This is a genomic window from Paenibacillus sp. ALJ109b, assembly GCF_010747435.1.
In the GTDB taxonomy this organism is placed as follows: Bacteria; Bacillota; Bacilli; order Paenibacillales; family Paenibacillaceae; genus Paenibacillus; species Paenibacillus taichungensis.
The window spans coordinates 79,429-93,665 of record NZ_JAAIFP010000024.1 but is presented as its reverse complement, the minus strand read 5'-3'; the positions used below and the strand labels follow the sequence as shown (position 1 = coordinate 93,665).

Below are 14,237 nucleotides of genomic sequence, written 5' to 3'. Positions count from 1 at the left end.
CTGACTCCCTTTCAGTTGCATAATTTCTATTCGTCTGCTGGCTCAAACTCCTATAGAGCTTATTTTGCCCGGAATGAAAAGAACAACCCTTATTCAGGTTGCTCTGTTTCAATTCCTATACATGTAGACGAAATGGTTGATAAAAAGGTTTCGTAATTTTTTAAGCTTCGCCGCTATTATCTTGCTGCATCAGCGATACGCTGCGTTGCGGCGTGAACGTGGAGATGGCGTGCTTGTAGACCATTTGCTGGCGTCCGTCGCTGTCAATGACGATCGTAAAATTGTCAAATGCCTTGATCGTTCCGCGGATTTGAAAGCCATTAGTCAAATAGACTGTAGCTGGAATGTTTTCTTTCCGCAGTTGGTTCAAGAACGTATCTTGGATGTTGATGGACTTGTTCATTAGCCGTACCCCCATTGGTTCATTTGAATTCGTGTTATAAGTCATATTCAATATCGCTGAGTAGCTTTCGTGCTATTATATCATGAACGGATTCATATAATCCACAAAAACCCCTTGTCTGCTATTTTGCACCTATGCCTGAGCTTCGCTTGCAACTAGAAGACTTATCCATTATACACCGCTTGTCAGAATTGCAAAAGAGGGACAAATTTTACCTTTTCCCACGTTTCCCTTCTACTTTTCCGAATCTGTATACGGTTTCTCTTCTTCTCTGACTAACGTAATATTTTTTCGATTCTTCTTATCATTGATTAAGAGTTTTAGGTATGTATTGGTATTGATTAGAACAATAATTAACCAAATTAATGCGACAAGACCTCCAATGGCGAAACCAATTCCAAACAATCCTGAGAAAAAGAGATATAAACTTGCCACTCCGCTCGGTTCTGCACTCATAAAATTTCCCCCTTCACCTTAGGAATAAAACCAAATAAACTGTCATGTGAATTCATTTTAATATTTATGTTATTTTTTTACAATGAATTTCTCTGCTTAAATCTGTATACACCATCGATTATTCTCTCTTTTAATGACATCATCTCATATGAAAAAGTAAAAACCTCTACCTTTTATTTCTAAAAGATAGAGGTTCTAAAGTCCTAATAGGTGGCAAATTCCACCTTCTATATTCAGTCAAACTTGCGTTTGATCATCTCACATACATGGGCATAATTCCCTGCAAAATCTTCGGTATCCGTCATATCCACCCATTCAATATCTTTCATATGCCGGAACCAGGACAATTGCCGCTTGGCAAAACGACGCGTATCCCTTTTCAGCCACTCCACCGCAGCATCCCAGCTTACTTCACCCTGAAGATAAGCCGCAATTTCCTTATAGCCGAGTCCCTGCATGGAGATATGTCCTCTCGCTACGCCACGCTCTAGTAAAGACTTAACCTCATCTACCAGTCCCTGCTCGATCATAAGATCAATTCGTTCTTCCACTCGGGCATACAGTTTCTGACGATCCATTGTCAACCCCACAATAAGCAGGTCATATGGAGACTCTTTTTTCTGGGAAGCCAGCTGCTCGGACAACTTTTCACCTGTAAGGTGATAGATCTCCAGTGCACGAACAATTCGGCGCTGGTCATTCGGATGCAGTCGTTCTGCGCTAACTGGATCAATGACTCTCAGCTTATCATGTAATGCCTGCGGGCCATGTTGCTCTGCATAACGGAACTGTTCATCCCGGAACGCTTCATCTGAGCCGCTGTCCGAGAATTGAAAGCCGTAACATACCGATTCCACATACAGACCGGTACCACCAACAATAAAAGGCAACTTGCCGCGCTCATGGATTTCCCCAATCAGACGTGTGCAGCTCTCCTGAAATTCCGCCACGGAATAGGGGTATTCCGGTTCGTGGATGTCGATGAGGTGATGGGGCACACCCTTCATTTCATCGCGAGTAATTTTGGCCGTTCCGATATCCATTTCGCGATATACTTGCATGGAATCCCCCGAAATAATCTCGCAATTGAACGCCTGTGCAAGCTCAATACTCATTCTTGTTTTGCCTACCGCTGTTGGTCCAACCAGCACGAGCAGCTTCGGTTTAACTTCCGCTTTCAACATTAATCACTCCGTACAGTGTTTTTGCATTGCCCCGGTCATGTACTTCAAAACCGAGTCTTGTAAACTCCGCGCTGCCGCGCTTCTCTTTCATAACTACCCGCTTGCGGGCAACTCTTTTCGCTTCAATAATACTCTGTTCATCCAGTGCACTTGGATTCGCATAATCTCGCAAAGGCTGAATGGCGCTTGAATCAAGCATTGGTTCACGGAACATCGGATCGAAATATACCGTGTCACAGCTTCGGTCTGGCAAGGAACGCAGCAAATCGAGATGATTTGCATGCCGCAGCTCAATGCGCCGGAAAGCTTCGTTCACCGCAGGCTTAATGCTCTCATATTGAGACATGCCTTCTACTAATAACGTGTACAGTGGGAGGGAGCTTTCACAAGCGATGACCCGACCACTTTTGCCTACAGCAACCGAGAATACCAGAGCATCGGTGCCCAATCCTGCTGTACAATCGATAACAGTATCCCCTTCAAGTATCGCCCCTGCGTCCAGCATCGGATCAGCTTCTCCATTTAACACACGTTTGGCCCGAACAAATCCCATACTGGGGTGAAACTCAAGCAGCGGTGAATCCGGACGAAACAAACGAACTTTACCCTGAAGCACAACTACAATTTCATCTATCCCATAATGTGCAATTAGTGCAGGTAAAGACATTTTTTTGCGCGGTACATAGGTCCCTCCTGTTGTTTCCGCCAGGTTTCGTGCACGTTCCACAAGGTGGCCTGCTTCCTTTTCACCGGTTGTAATATACATAACTTCCTCCTAAGTAGCTACATGACCCGTTTGAACAATTTCTCCAGATCATAGGTTGAAAATGACACCACAATCGGTCTCCCGTGTGGACAAGTATATGGTTGACGGCAAGAACCTAGTCGCTGAATCAACACTTCCGCCTCCTGATCCGTCAATTTCTGATTGGCTTTAATGGAAGCTTTGCAAGAGCACATAATGGAGGCCGCTTCTCGCATTTTGGCAACATCAATACTACGTTCACTCAACACCCATTCTGACATCTCTTCAATAATGTCTTTCTCATCCCCCTTAGGGAACCAGAACGGGTGGGAACGCACCCGGAAAGTCTGCCCACCGAAATGTTCCAAATAGACACCTGCCTGCTCGAACCAAGCCAGTCTTGTTTTGAGCTTTTCGGTCTCGGATGGTGTGAACTCCAGTGTAATGGGCAACAGCAGCTCCTGCGAAGCCTGAGCAGGATTACCAAACTGCTCGTAGTAATATTCATAATTCACCCGTTCATGGGCAGCATGCTGATCAATCAGATATAGACCATCTTGATTTTGTGCAATCAAGTACGTCCCGTGGTGCTGCCCAATCAGACTTAGCTCGGGAAACGCGGGCATGGAAACATCCGACTTAATGGCTGATGCCAGCCTTGCCGGGTCCGGTAAACTTGGAGCCTTCCAGCTCCGCTCTCCTTTTGCAGCCACTGCAGATGGATTATAAGATGAACGCCCTTCTCTAACCGGAGAATTCACCGAATTGGAACGATACGCAGCAGCCTGAGCCTGTGAAGTAGATAGCCCCTTATCTTCAGTTAAAGGCAAGGCATCTTGCGCAGCACGATCTGCGTTAGCAGCGGTACTCCCACTCACAGCAGAAGCTTCATCACTATGAGAGTTTTCGTCAGGACTATAATTTTGCTTCAGGACATTTGATCCTAGGTCCCCGCTCAACATTCCGAATGGGTCATAGGATGGTGGTATCTCGGGTGGGGCTTCAGGCAATGGCAGCGACTGACCCTCACCGTTTCCATCAGGAACTGATTGCACATCAGACGGAGCCACATCAGCCGGAGCATCCAGATCATCGTCCTCTGAAGTCGTTTTATCGAGGCCAGCAATTTTCCCTAATGGACCCTGTTGCCCATACCCCGCAGATTCCGATTCATCCTTTAAAGGACCTCTTGGGAACAGAAATTGTTCCTGAATAAAGGAACTGTTATCTCCACGTCTGATTTGCTGCTTGGTTACCTGAGGAATAAGCACTTCCTTCCGTAATATTCCACGCAATGTCGTTTCCACAAACTCGTACAGCTCCGCTTCCTTGCTGAAACGAACCTCCAGCTTCGCCGGGTGCACGTTCACATCCACCAAAGACGGATGCATTTCCAATTGCACCACGACAAGCGGAAACCGATTAATGGGCAGCAGCGTATGATACGCTTTTAGAATAGCCTGGTTGAGTCCGTAATTCCGAATAAATCTTCCATTCACAATGGTTGACATGCCGCCACGATTGGCACGAGTCCATTCCGGCAAACTGATTAGCCCACTCACACGATAGTCCAGACTCTCTCCCTGAATGGGGAGCATCGCTTTGGCGGCACTTGTACCATAGATTGCTGCAACCACTTGCAGCAGATCCCCATTGCCCAGCGTCTGAAGCAGCGTATTTTCATTATGTCGCAGTGTGAACGAGATGTTAGGATGAGACATCGCCATGCGATAGAGAACATCCGAGATATGTCCCAGCTCAGTCTGGATCGTTTTCATATATTTAAGCCTAGCTGGCGTATTGAAAAATAGTTCTTTTACCTCAAAGTCCGTCCCTTGGGGTGAGGTTTCATCCTCATGTGAGAGAAGTTTACCGCCCTCAATCACGATTCGGCGTCCTCGCCCGTCATTCCCGCTGGCTGATAACACTTCCACTTTGGAGACAGCGGCAATACTCGCCAAGGCCTCTCCCCGGAATCCAAGACTTGTGATCTGGAACAGATCGCGGCCATGAGCTATTTTACTGGTTGCATGACGATAGAAGGCCTTTTCCATATCCTCCGGCTCGATACCGGAACCATTGTCTTTGACCCGAATACGGAGCAGTCCGCCCTCTTCCACCGTAACATCAATTTTGGAGGCGCCTGCATCCACCGAGTTTTCGAGCAACTCTTTAACAACTGAAGCAGGCCGTTCGACCACCTCACCTGCCGCAATCTGGTTGGCAATATGTTCATCAAGCACATGAATTTTCGCCACAGGTTTTCCCCTCCCCTATAATCAGGATAATTGCTGTGCCTTTAATTTGAGATCATTCAGTATTTGCATCGCCTGAAGTGGCGTCATGTTCATTACATCAATATCTTTCATATTACGAATAAACTCCCTGGCAGGCTTGTCAAGGGCAACAACCTCCGTTTTCGGAGTTACACTTGGCTCTTCATCCCCAAAGATGGACAGTTGAACCACATCAGCATGTTTGGAGCCTGACTGCTGCTTGCCGTTTAGTTTTTTGTCCTGTTGTTTCCGTACTGGATCTTCAGTCGCAACAGTGAGTTCGACAGGTTCTATAGATTCCTGCTCCCGAATCCATGACGAATGATCAGTTGACTGGAACTCTGCACCATCTCGAGCATGATCACCCGATTGCTGTTTGTCCTTCCCGGGAAATTCGCTTCCAACCGCAACCTGAGCCGCCGCATGTTCGAAACCGTGCAGCAAGCCATTCGCCCGTTCAATGATGCTGTCCGGCAGACCTGCAAGCCGCGCGCAATAGATTCCGTAGCTGCTGCTTGCAGCCCCGGCGATCAGTTTACGCAGGAAATTAACCTTGTCCCCGCTCTCTTGAACAGCCATGGAGTAATTCGCCAACTTGTCTAAACTCTCTTCCAAATGAGCAAGCTCATGGAAATGAGTTGATACCAGCGCTTTGCACCCAATGATATCGTGCACATATTCAATGACAGACTGGGCAATCGCCATTCCCTCACTGGTAGACGTCCCCCGGCCCAATTCATCAATAATAATCAGGCTGCGGAGTGTTGCTTTATCCGTCATGACCTGAATGTCGGCCATCTCCACCATAAACGTACTTTGTCCGCCGATGAGATCGTCTGCCGCACCAATCCGTGTGAAAATACGATCCATAATCGGTACTTCAGCTTGCCCAGCTGGCACGAAACAGCCGATCTGCGCCAGAATCGAAATCAGGGCTACCTGCCGCATATACGTACTTTTCCCTGCCATATTTGGGCCGGTAATCAGCAGAATACGCGCCTCTTCCTTCTGCATCGCAGTATTGTTGGCAATGAAAGCTCCATCTCGCATCACTGCTTCAACTACCGGATGGCGCCCCTGTTCCACGACTAAATCGTAACCATCGGTCAATGTGGGCCGTACGAAATTGCGCTCTGCACTGATGACGGCAAAGGATTGATACACATCAATCTCCGCGACCAGCTCAGCCAGTTTTTGCAGCCTGGCGATCTCCTGATTAAGCCGTTCCCGCAATTCCGCGAACAAGCCGTACTCAATATCAACCATCTTGTCCTGAGCTTCCAGAATCAGCGTCTCTTTTTCTTTTAGCTCCGGTGTAATATAACGCTCAGCATTGGCGAGGGTTTGCTTCCGCTCGTAACGGCCTTCTGGCAGAGAAGCGAGGTTCGACTTGGTAATTTCAATATAGTACCCAAATACTTTGTTGTAACCAATTTTCAGCGAGCGAATGCCTGTTGCTTCACGCTCTCTGGCTTCCAATTCAGCAATCCACTGCTTGCCATTCACTGAGGCTTCCCGGAGCTCATCCAGCCGCTCGTGGTACCCTTCACGAATTAAGCCGCCATCACGCACGGACACCGGCGGCTCATCAACGATAGCCTGACCGATTGCATCTCGCAAATCACTACAATCATCCATAATGCCAGCAATGTGCTGTAGCGTCGTGGAAGGAGAATCTGCACAATACTGACGTAGCCCCGGAATTTTGTCCAGTGAAACCTTCAGTGCATTCAGATCCCGGCCGTTGGCGTTACCGAAGGCAATTCGGCCCACCAAGCGTTCCAGATCGTAGATGTCTTTGAGTTCTGCTCGCAGATCTTCCCGCAATATAAACTGGTTATACAGCGTATCTACCGCTTCCAGACGTTCATTTATTTTTCCTTTTTGCAGCAAAGGTTTATCCACCCAACGACGCAGCATCCGGGCACCCATGGACGTCTCCGTGCGGTCTAATAGCCAGAGCAGCGAACCTTTTTTCGAACGTTCACGTACCGTTTCCACCAGTTCCAGGTTACGCCGAGTAAAGGGGTCCAGAATCATAAAGTGATCCGGCTCATACGTTGAAACCTGTGTCAATTGGCCTAGTGAACGCTTCTGTGTCTCACTTAAATAGGAGAAGAGACGCGCTATACAGGCTTGACGTTCAGGCTCCAGACGTGCCCATACCGCTTCGCCGAATTGCTGACGCACCAAATCTTCCTTGCTCTTCGTCCATGGTGTATACACCACAGGCCGACCAATTGGAGATGCCTGGGTAGCCACCGTATCCAGCAACGCAGCATCCCCCACCAGTTCCGAAGGTTCATAGATTCCGATCTCATCCTTGAGCCACTCTTGGGAGAACGGAACTGACGTCACATAGAGCTCCCCTGTGGACAAGTCACAGGCAGCCAGGGCAAGTGTGTTCTGATTCCCTGTCAGGCAAACCATATAGTTGTTGGATTTGTCCCCCAAGGTCTTGCCTTCCATTACCGTTCCGGGTGTTATAACTCGTACAATTTCACGCCGCACCATGCCTTTGGTTACCGTTGGATCTTCCATCTGCTCGCAGATGGCTACTTTGTATCCTTTTTCAATCAAGCGCTGTATGTAATTGTCAGCCGAATGATAAGGCACACCGCACATCGGGATTTTATCTTCTCCCCCACCTGCGCGAGCTGTTAATGTAATTTCTAGTTCACGGGAAGCATTAACTGCATCATCAAAGAACATTTCATAGAAGTCACCTAATCTAAAAAAAAGAAAAGCGTCCTGCGCTTCGGCCTTCACTTGCAAATATTGTTGAATCATTGGCGTATACTGAGCCATGAGTATCCTCCATCCGTTCCAATGTTGTCAGGAAGAGAAGCTGTCCCGGAAGGAGCAATAAGGCGGTTAGGCACCTTAATCTCGTGCCACCGCCTCATGTTTCGGCATCCGCCGCTTCCCTCACAGGTTGCTGTTCCATTTCTTCCGTAACGATGATCAAAATCGACTTATTTCTCATTATAACAAAAAAGTGCCCACTCTTCATGAACCTGCTCGAATATTCCAGAGTTTACGTATATCCCGACTCTCGTCCCACGTCTTACCTTGTCTTAACTGGCTAATTAATGGAGCAGCGTAAAGTTCATAACGTTCATAACCATCCATTTGTGTCAGGTCATCTAGCAGTGCCGGAATATGCGCCCGCATTACCTCACGGTTTCCTTCATAAAAAGCAGTATGAATAGCAGCCTTCGCCAAAGGACGTTGACGCAGCTGATGATAGCCTCTTGCGATAAGGCCAGCTAAAGCAACAACTCCTTTGGCAACCAGAGGAGATACCAGAAAACTGGGTAACGTGCGGTATTCGAATCCACCGTAAGATTTTAGTCGGAAATCACCCAATGCCCCATAACGCGGACGCCTGCCCGAACCTCGTGGGTCCTGAAGAACGGCAAGCGGCAATGCGAGATAATTGTCAAGTGCACGCAGCAGCTCCCCATTTAGTGTAACGCCACTGAAATGAACATGTCCGCCCAGTGGCAAGCCGCGCTGGGGCATTCCCCCTGCCTGCCAGATCAGCGAGTGATCACTAATACTACGGGATGCTGCCGCAAAGGCTCTCATCAGATGAGCCAACAACTCGCGCGGCTCAGAGCTGGGGGCAGGTCGCAGTTCGGCAACAGGATATATTCGTCGTCCATTAATCGTCACGGAATCACAGCCGGCTACACCTGTTCGTTCGAGAAATCTGGAGGCGGGCACGATTTTGGATTCTGGCATTTGCACAAGCAGGAACTCAGGGTCCATTCCAAGTATGGGGGCTGCATTACGATGCCGCTCTTCATCCAGTTCGAACTGAAGCTGTTTCCAGCCTGCACGGTACATGGCAGAGAGATCTGTCATTCCCTTCCATGGCCTTGGGTCAATCGAGATGACAGCACAACCGCTCTTTCCTGACGCTTCCAGTCTTACAGCGCCGTGATCCAGTCCAACCGTATACAATGCTTTGGTGGCAAGCCGTTCAATGCGTTTGAATAACGTTGATGCCGCTTCACGATCCAGCACACGTTCTTGCGCTCCCCCCATGCCACTGGTGTCCCTACGTGTGATGCGAATCGCTTGCAGACAGCATATCTCTACATCGTAACGTACACGCAGACCCAACTCCCGGTCACGCCTGTCCTGCGATGCCAGCACTTCAATCCCGGATCGTTTTAGGCGACCTGCCCGTTCACGAGGGAGCATGCGTTCATAGCGGCGCACGGCCTCCTCGGCCTCATCTATCACATTCATCCTGTCCCACCTCTCGATACTCGCCCAAAATGAAAAAAGAGGGCTTACGCCCTCTTCACTGCCGCTTGCGGCGCATATAATACCTTAAGTTTATGAATCCGGATCGCTGAGCTTACAGCTCATCGTCAAGCAGGTCGGGATCGAGATCGTCATAATCTCCATCGCCACTGCCGTAGTCATAATCCTTGTCTTCGTAATCTCCACAGCCATCCGTGCACACTTTCACACATACTTTGGTCTCGGCGACCAGTTCAACAGCGAATTCCCGTTCTACCCGGATAATTACGCTGCCTCCACCTGCCGACACCGTGGCTTCCACACAGCTCGGTTCCTGCGTTGCATCCGCAGATACCTCTACAGTGGCGGCCCGGTGTTTCGGGTCCAGATAGGACAAAGGCACATGTTCTACATACGACACCGTTTCTTTGGCTACATCCGTCTGTGAATTTTTGTCATAGGAATACCAAATGTTGATATCGTAAGTACCAATAACTTCAATTCCGTCCCCCGCTGATACGGCTTCATATTGGTGGTTGATAATCCAAGCCCCCAAAATACTGGTCGGACCATGTGGCGGAGTCACGGTATGTGTTACGGTAGAGAACTTACGACCTTTGCCGCAGATCGCCTTCGTGATGATCTCTCTACATTGATGTTTATGACTCAATGACATCTTTAAACCTCCTCCATACAATCATTCTTTACAAGTGTATGCAGGGCATCCGTCTAGGGTGACAACTATTTTCTATTATTCATTTGTAGATTGGGACCGGTCCGATACTGGAGACGGTGCTTTGTCCTTCTTGGCTATTTTCAGATACAGAGCGAGTTCCCGGCACAGCTGGAGAATCGCGGAACGAATCTCGAATTCTTCCCTTGTATCCGGCAACTCCATTCGCTTGAATTCTTCTTGCACATCTGCGAGAAGTTTTTCTGTACGTCCGGTGTAAGATTCAGTGAGAACATCCTGACTGAGCTGGTCGAACAGCTCCGATACCATTTCTGCATGCGGCATCTTCTGATAGATCTGGGATACCAGATGCATCATATGCTGGATGGAATCCAATTGCGTTTTGCGCATATAAAAGTAAACACTCCATCCCTCGTTCGGGTGGATGACCTGATTCTCCAATGAACGTTTGGCCGCTTCAATGCCGCCCAGTACAGCCTTGTCGGCTTCGATCAGCTCTTTCCCTGCCCATACTTCATTCGGATTGCGCAGCGTGGCTGCAAACTCCTGGAAGATAACCGAGAATAATTCATCAATTCTTTTGCGAATACGCAGCATCTGCGGGTCCGCAGCCGGCATATAGGCTAGATTGACAACCATCGCGGAACCGAGACCAATCAGCAGCAGCCCAATTTGGATCAAAACCACCTGTACGTCCATTTCGCCGCCGCTAAATACCCGGAACACCACGACAGACCCCGTCACAATGCCTTCCTTGAATCCGGCCCGAACTATAACCGGGAATGCAATCAGTATGTAGACCGCCAGCACCCAATAATGGAAGCCAAGAAAGTGAAAAAGTACACTTGCAAATAAAAGCCCCACTACGGAGGCGAAAAATCTCGCAGATATGGTGCGAATACTTCTTTTTCGTGTCACATCAACGCCGAGTATGGCTAACAAGCCCGCCGATGTTGGTCCGGGCAAGCCGCACCAGTCCGCAATCAGCACGGCCATCAGCGCGGCTATTGCGGTTTTAATTACCCTAAAACCCATCTAACTCCCTCTCCTCTAAGCTGCAAAAATGTCAAAGCCAGCGAGCCATACCTATCCAGGTGAGCACTTGTCCACCAATGCCTGACAGCGTGTATCGTCATATATCATATCCCTAGTATTACACATCCTGCCAAAAACCATTTCTTATCTAATCAAAAGAATCATTCTGGAAGAACCGTATATCGATTTCGCTGCTACACTCATAAACAGCATCAACCGACATGCATATGCATGTCGGTCACAATAACGCGCCCCGGATGAGGGACGCTGGCAATTTGATTGATGCGACGGAAGCCTCTAGGCCCTCTTCTCCAATCGTCGCATTCATTCCGGACTGCGCGGAATATTCGTATTAGTATGGTACTTGATTTTACGGGTTCCGGCAACGTGACACCTCTTGTGAAATTGTATACATATCATGAAGCTCTCTATTACACACGCATGGTTCGCAAAATCACCTGCGTCCTGCCAGCAGCTTGCGTTCTACATATACAACGAGTTGGTACATCGCTGTAGCTACAGCCGCAATGATCAACAGGCTCGATAAAACAAGGGTAAAGTTGAACACTTGAAATCCATAGATGATCAGATAGCCCAACCCCTGCTTGGCGACCAGAAATTCACCCACGATCACACCAACCCAGGCCATGCCCACGTTTACTTTCAAGGTAGAGACAATGGCAGGAAAGGAAGCGGGTAATACCACTTTGCTGAAAATCTCGGAACGATCGCCACCAAACGTACGGATAACCTTAATATAGTTCTGATCTACTTCATTAAAACTGTTATACACGACAAGTGTAGTAATAATGACTGTAATGGATAACGTCGTCATGACAATAGCCGTAAATCCTGCACCAAACATGACAATAAAGATTGGACCCAGCGCTACTTTGGGCATGCTGTTGAACACAACCATATAGGGATCAAGCACTTTGGACAAAAAAGGAGACCACCAGATCAGAACCGCAAGCAGTGTTCCGACGAGTGTCCCCAGCAAAAAGCCGACTGCCGTTTCCCCAACGGTTACCCCAACATGCGCCCATAGTTCTCCACTGACGATGTCCTTCCAAATCTGATTGAAAATTTTGCTGGGATAACTGAACAAAAGCACATCAATCCAGCGCAGTCTTCCCGCCAGTTCCCACAGCAAAAACATAAACACCAGCATGGACAGCTGCACCGCCAGCACTTTATGTCGCCATCTGGCAACCTGCTGAATATGACTTTGGTGCAGCTGTCTCATCCAATCATCACGCATTTCCTGCTTCTGGTTCGTCTGATTCACCCGTTCTTCTCACCTCCTCCGGACTGATCCAGTTCACTCCATAACGCCTGAAACAGCTCATTGAACCCTGGCTGCTCCCTCGCGTGAAAAGGCTGTGCGTTCCGCAGATCCTCGGGAATGATAAACTCCTTCCGAATGCGACCCGGATTTCGATCAAGCACAATGACGCGGTCACTGACGGCGATGGCTTCGGAAAGATCATGGGTGACAAGCACCGAGGTTTTGCCGGATTTCTTCAATGTGTCTGAAACTAGATCCTCCAGCTGCAGCTTGGTTTGATAATCGAGTGCGGAAAAGGGTTCATCCAGCAACAGTATTCCCGGGTCCGTAGCCAGTGTACGTACCAAAGCCACCCGTTGCCTCATTCCCCCGGATAGCTCTGAAGGATACTGGGCTTCGGTTCCAGCTAGACCCATACCTGCCAGCAGCTCACGTGTGCGCTCGCGACTCTCGTCATTGAGCCCACCAGTCAATTCAAGTCCGATAAGGACATTATCCAAAATGGTACGCCATGGAAACAGATAATCCTGTTGCAGCATATAGCCAATCTGGGCAGACGGACCTTCCATGCGTTTTCCTTTTACCTTGACCTCGCCTGCGGTTGGTGTGAGCAGCCCGGCGATGATCGACAGCAATGTCGTTTTACCACATCCGCTTGGGCCAACAAGACTAACGAATTCTCCTTGCTCGACCTGAAGATTCAAATTTTCAATAACCAGCGATGCTTCACGCTCGCTGACATAGACTTGCGAAATCCCTTCCAGTCTGATCACCGTTTCGGATTCAGGCATACATGCTCACGTCCTTTCCCGAATACCTGGTTACTTCGTTGCTGCTTGTTCTGCATAGGAATTATCGACAATCGTTTGAGAGTCCACACGTTGTTTCAGTTCTCCCGCAGCACTCATGACGTCCAGCAAGTTATTCCATTCGTCCTCATCAATGATTGGATCGGTTGCATATGTGCCCTGTTCTTTGTAACGGTTCACACTGCTTACCAGAATGGCTGGATCGATATCTTTGAAATAAGGCTTGATGACTTCAGCGATCTCTTCAGCGGTATGGGAATCCACCCATGCTTGTGCTTTGTGCAAGCCGTTTGAGAACTTCTGAACGATGTCCTTGTTGTCGTTGATGTAACTTTGTTTAGTCATGAAGACCGTATAAGGCAGATGGCCACTTTCCGTTCCAAACGAGGCTACAACCTTGCCACGACCCTCTTTCTCAAAGATGGAAGCCTGAGGTTCAAACAGCTGCACATAATCCCCCGTACCTGAAGCAAATGCAGAAGCGATATTGGCAAAATCCACATTTTGTATCAATTCCAGATCATTCTGCGGATCAATGCCATGCTTTTTCAGTGTGAATTCACCTGCCATTTGAGGCATGCCGCCTTTTCTTTGTCCAAGGAATGTACTCTGTTTCAATTGATCCCAATTGAAGTCGCCTTCGGGATCTCGGGCAAACAGAAACGTTCCGTCCGTCTGTGTAAGCTGGGCAAAGTTAATGACCGGATCTTCTGCGCCTTGTTGATAGACATAAATAGACGTCTCAGCTCCGACCAACGCGATGTCTACTGAGCCTGCAAGCAGTGCAGCCATCGTTTTGTCTCCACCAGCCGTCGTTTGAATGTCCACTTCAAGCCCCTGTTCCTCAAAAAAACCTTGGGCCACGGCCACATATTCAGGTGCGTAAAAAACAGAACGTGTGACCTCACCGATCGTAATTTTGGTTTCATCCTTATCTTTATTGCAGCTGGTGAGAGCCACGATGATAATGAGCAAAATGACGATGGCCCGGATGAACCAGGGCGTGTATTTCATGATATTTCCCTCCTTCACTGGTTTCAGCTGTTCTCTCTATTATTGATATGCTGATGCCCAGCAAAAGGTTAAGAAC

General features: G+C 48.4%; 12 protein-coding genes. All 12 read right to left on the bottom strand.

Annotation, left to right across the window (positions count from 1 at the left end; all coding sequences use genetic code 11):
* Window positions 1–160: 160 nt before the first annotated feature.
* On the bottom strand, window positions 161–403 hold the full coding sequence (hfq, locus tag G3352_RS21960; RefSeq protein ID WP_017687918.1) for an RNA chaperone Hfq: 243 nt from the start codon (window positions 401–403) through the stop codon (window positions 161–163).
* 234 nt (window positions 404–637) lie between these two features.
* Window positions 638–859 (bottom strand): hypothetical protein, encoded by a 222-nt coding sequence (locus G3352_RS21955; RefSeq protein ID WP_163759852.1) that lies wholly within the window; start codon window positions 857–859, stop codon window positions 638–640.
* A gap of 233 nt (window positions 860–1,092) precedes the next feature.
* On the bottom strand, window positions 1,093–2,040 hold the full coding sequence (gene miaA / locus G3352_RS21950) for a tRNA (adenosine(37)-N6)-dimethylallyltransferase MiaA (RefSeq protein WP_481856321.1): 948 nt from the start codon (window positions 2,038–2,040) through the stop codon (window positions 1,093–1,095).
* Window positions 2,024–2,809 carry a class I SAM-dependent methyltransferase gene (locus G3352_RS21945; RefSeq protein WP_163759845.1) on the bottom strand — a complete coding sequence of 262 codons (786 nt, stop codon included), beginning with the start codon at window positions 2,807–2,809 and terminating at the stop codon, window positions 2,024–2,026. The genes miaA and G3352_RS21945 overlap by 17 nt, the downstream gene beginning before the upstream one ends.
* A 17-nt stretch (window positions 2,810–2,826) precedes the next feature.
* Window positions 2,827–5,046 (bottom strand): DNA mismatch repair endonuclease MutL, encoded by a 2,220-nt coding sequence (mutL, locus tag G3352_RS21940; RefSeq protein WP_163759842.1) that lies wholly within the window; start codon window positions 5,044–5,046, stop codon window positions 2,827–2,829.
* 21 nt (window positions 5,047–5,067) lie between these two features.
* Window positions 5,068–7,872: a DNA mismatch repair protein MutS gene (gene mutS, locus G3352_RS21935; RefSeq protein WP_163759839.1), complete on the bottom strand. Its 2,805-nt coding sequence runs from the start codon at window positions 7,870–7,872 to the stop codon at window positions 5,068–5,070.
* A 201-nt stretch (window positions 7,873–8,073) separates the two neighbouring features.
* The gene (locus tag G3352_RS21930; RefSeq protein ID WP_205524999.1) at window positions 8,074–9,324 is read right to left on the bottom strand and encodes a putative amidoligase domain-containing protein; all 1,251 of its coding nucleotides are present in this window, start codon (window positions 9,322–9,324) and stop codon (window positions 8,074–8,076) included.
* 112 nt (window positions 9,325–9,436) lie between these two features.
* Complete coding sequence (locus G3352_RS21925; protein ID WP_076289080.1) at window positions 9,437–9,997, bottom strand: outer spore coat protein CotE; 561 nt, start codon at window positions 9,995–9,997, stop codon at window positions 9,437–9,439.
* Window positions 9,998–10,072: 75 nt separating this feature from the next.
* Complete coding sequence (locus G3352_RS21920) at window positions 10,073–11,050, bottom strand: aromatic acid exporter family protein (RefSeq protein WP_076289079.1); 978 nt, start codon at window positions 11,048–11,050, stop codon at window positions 10,073–10,075.
* A 454-nt stretch (window positions 11,051–11,504) separates the two neighbouring features.
* Complete coding sequence (locus G3352_RS21915) at window positions 11,505–12,296, bottom strand: ABC transporter permease (RefSeq protein WP_371121628.1); 792 nt, start codon at window positions 12,294–12,296, stop codon at window positions 11,505–11,507.
* 38 nt (window positions 12,297–12,334) lie between these two features.
* The gene (locus G3352_RS21910; RefSeq protein WP_163759837.1) at window positions 12,335–13,129 is read right to left on the bottom strand and encodes an ABC transporter ATP-binding protein; all 795 of its coding nucleotides are present in this window, start codon (window positions 13,127–13,129) and stop codon (window positions 12,335–12,337) included.
* 30 nt (window positions 13,130–13,159) lie between these two features.
* Window positions 13,160–14,161 carry an ABC transporter substrate-binding protein gene (locus G3352_RS21905; protein ID WP_163759834.1) on the bottom strand — a complete coding sequence of 334 codons (1,002 nt, stop codon included), beginning with the start codon at window positions 14,159–14,161 and terminating at the stop codon, window positions 13,160–13,162.
* Window positions 14,162–14,237 lie beyond the last annotated feature (76 nt).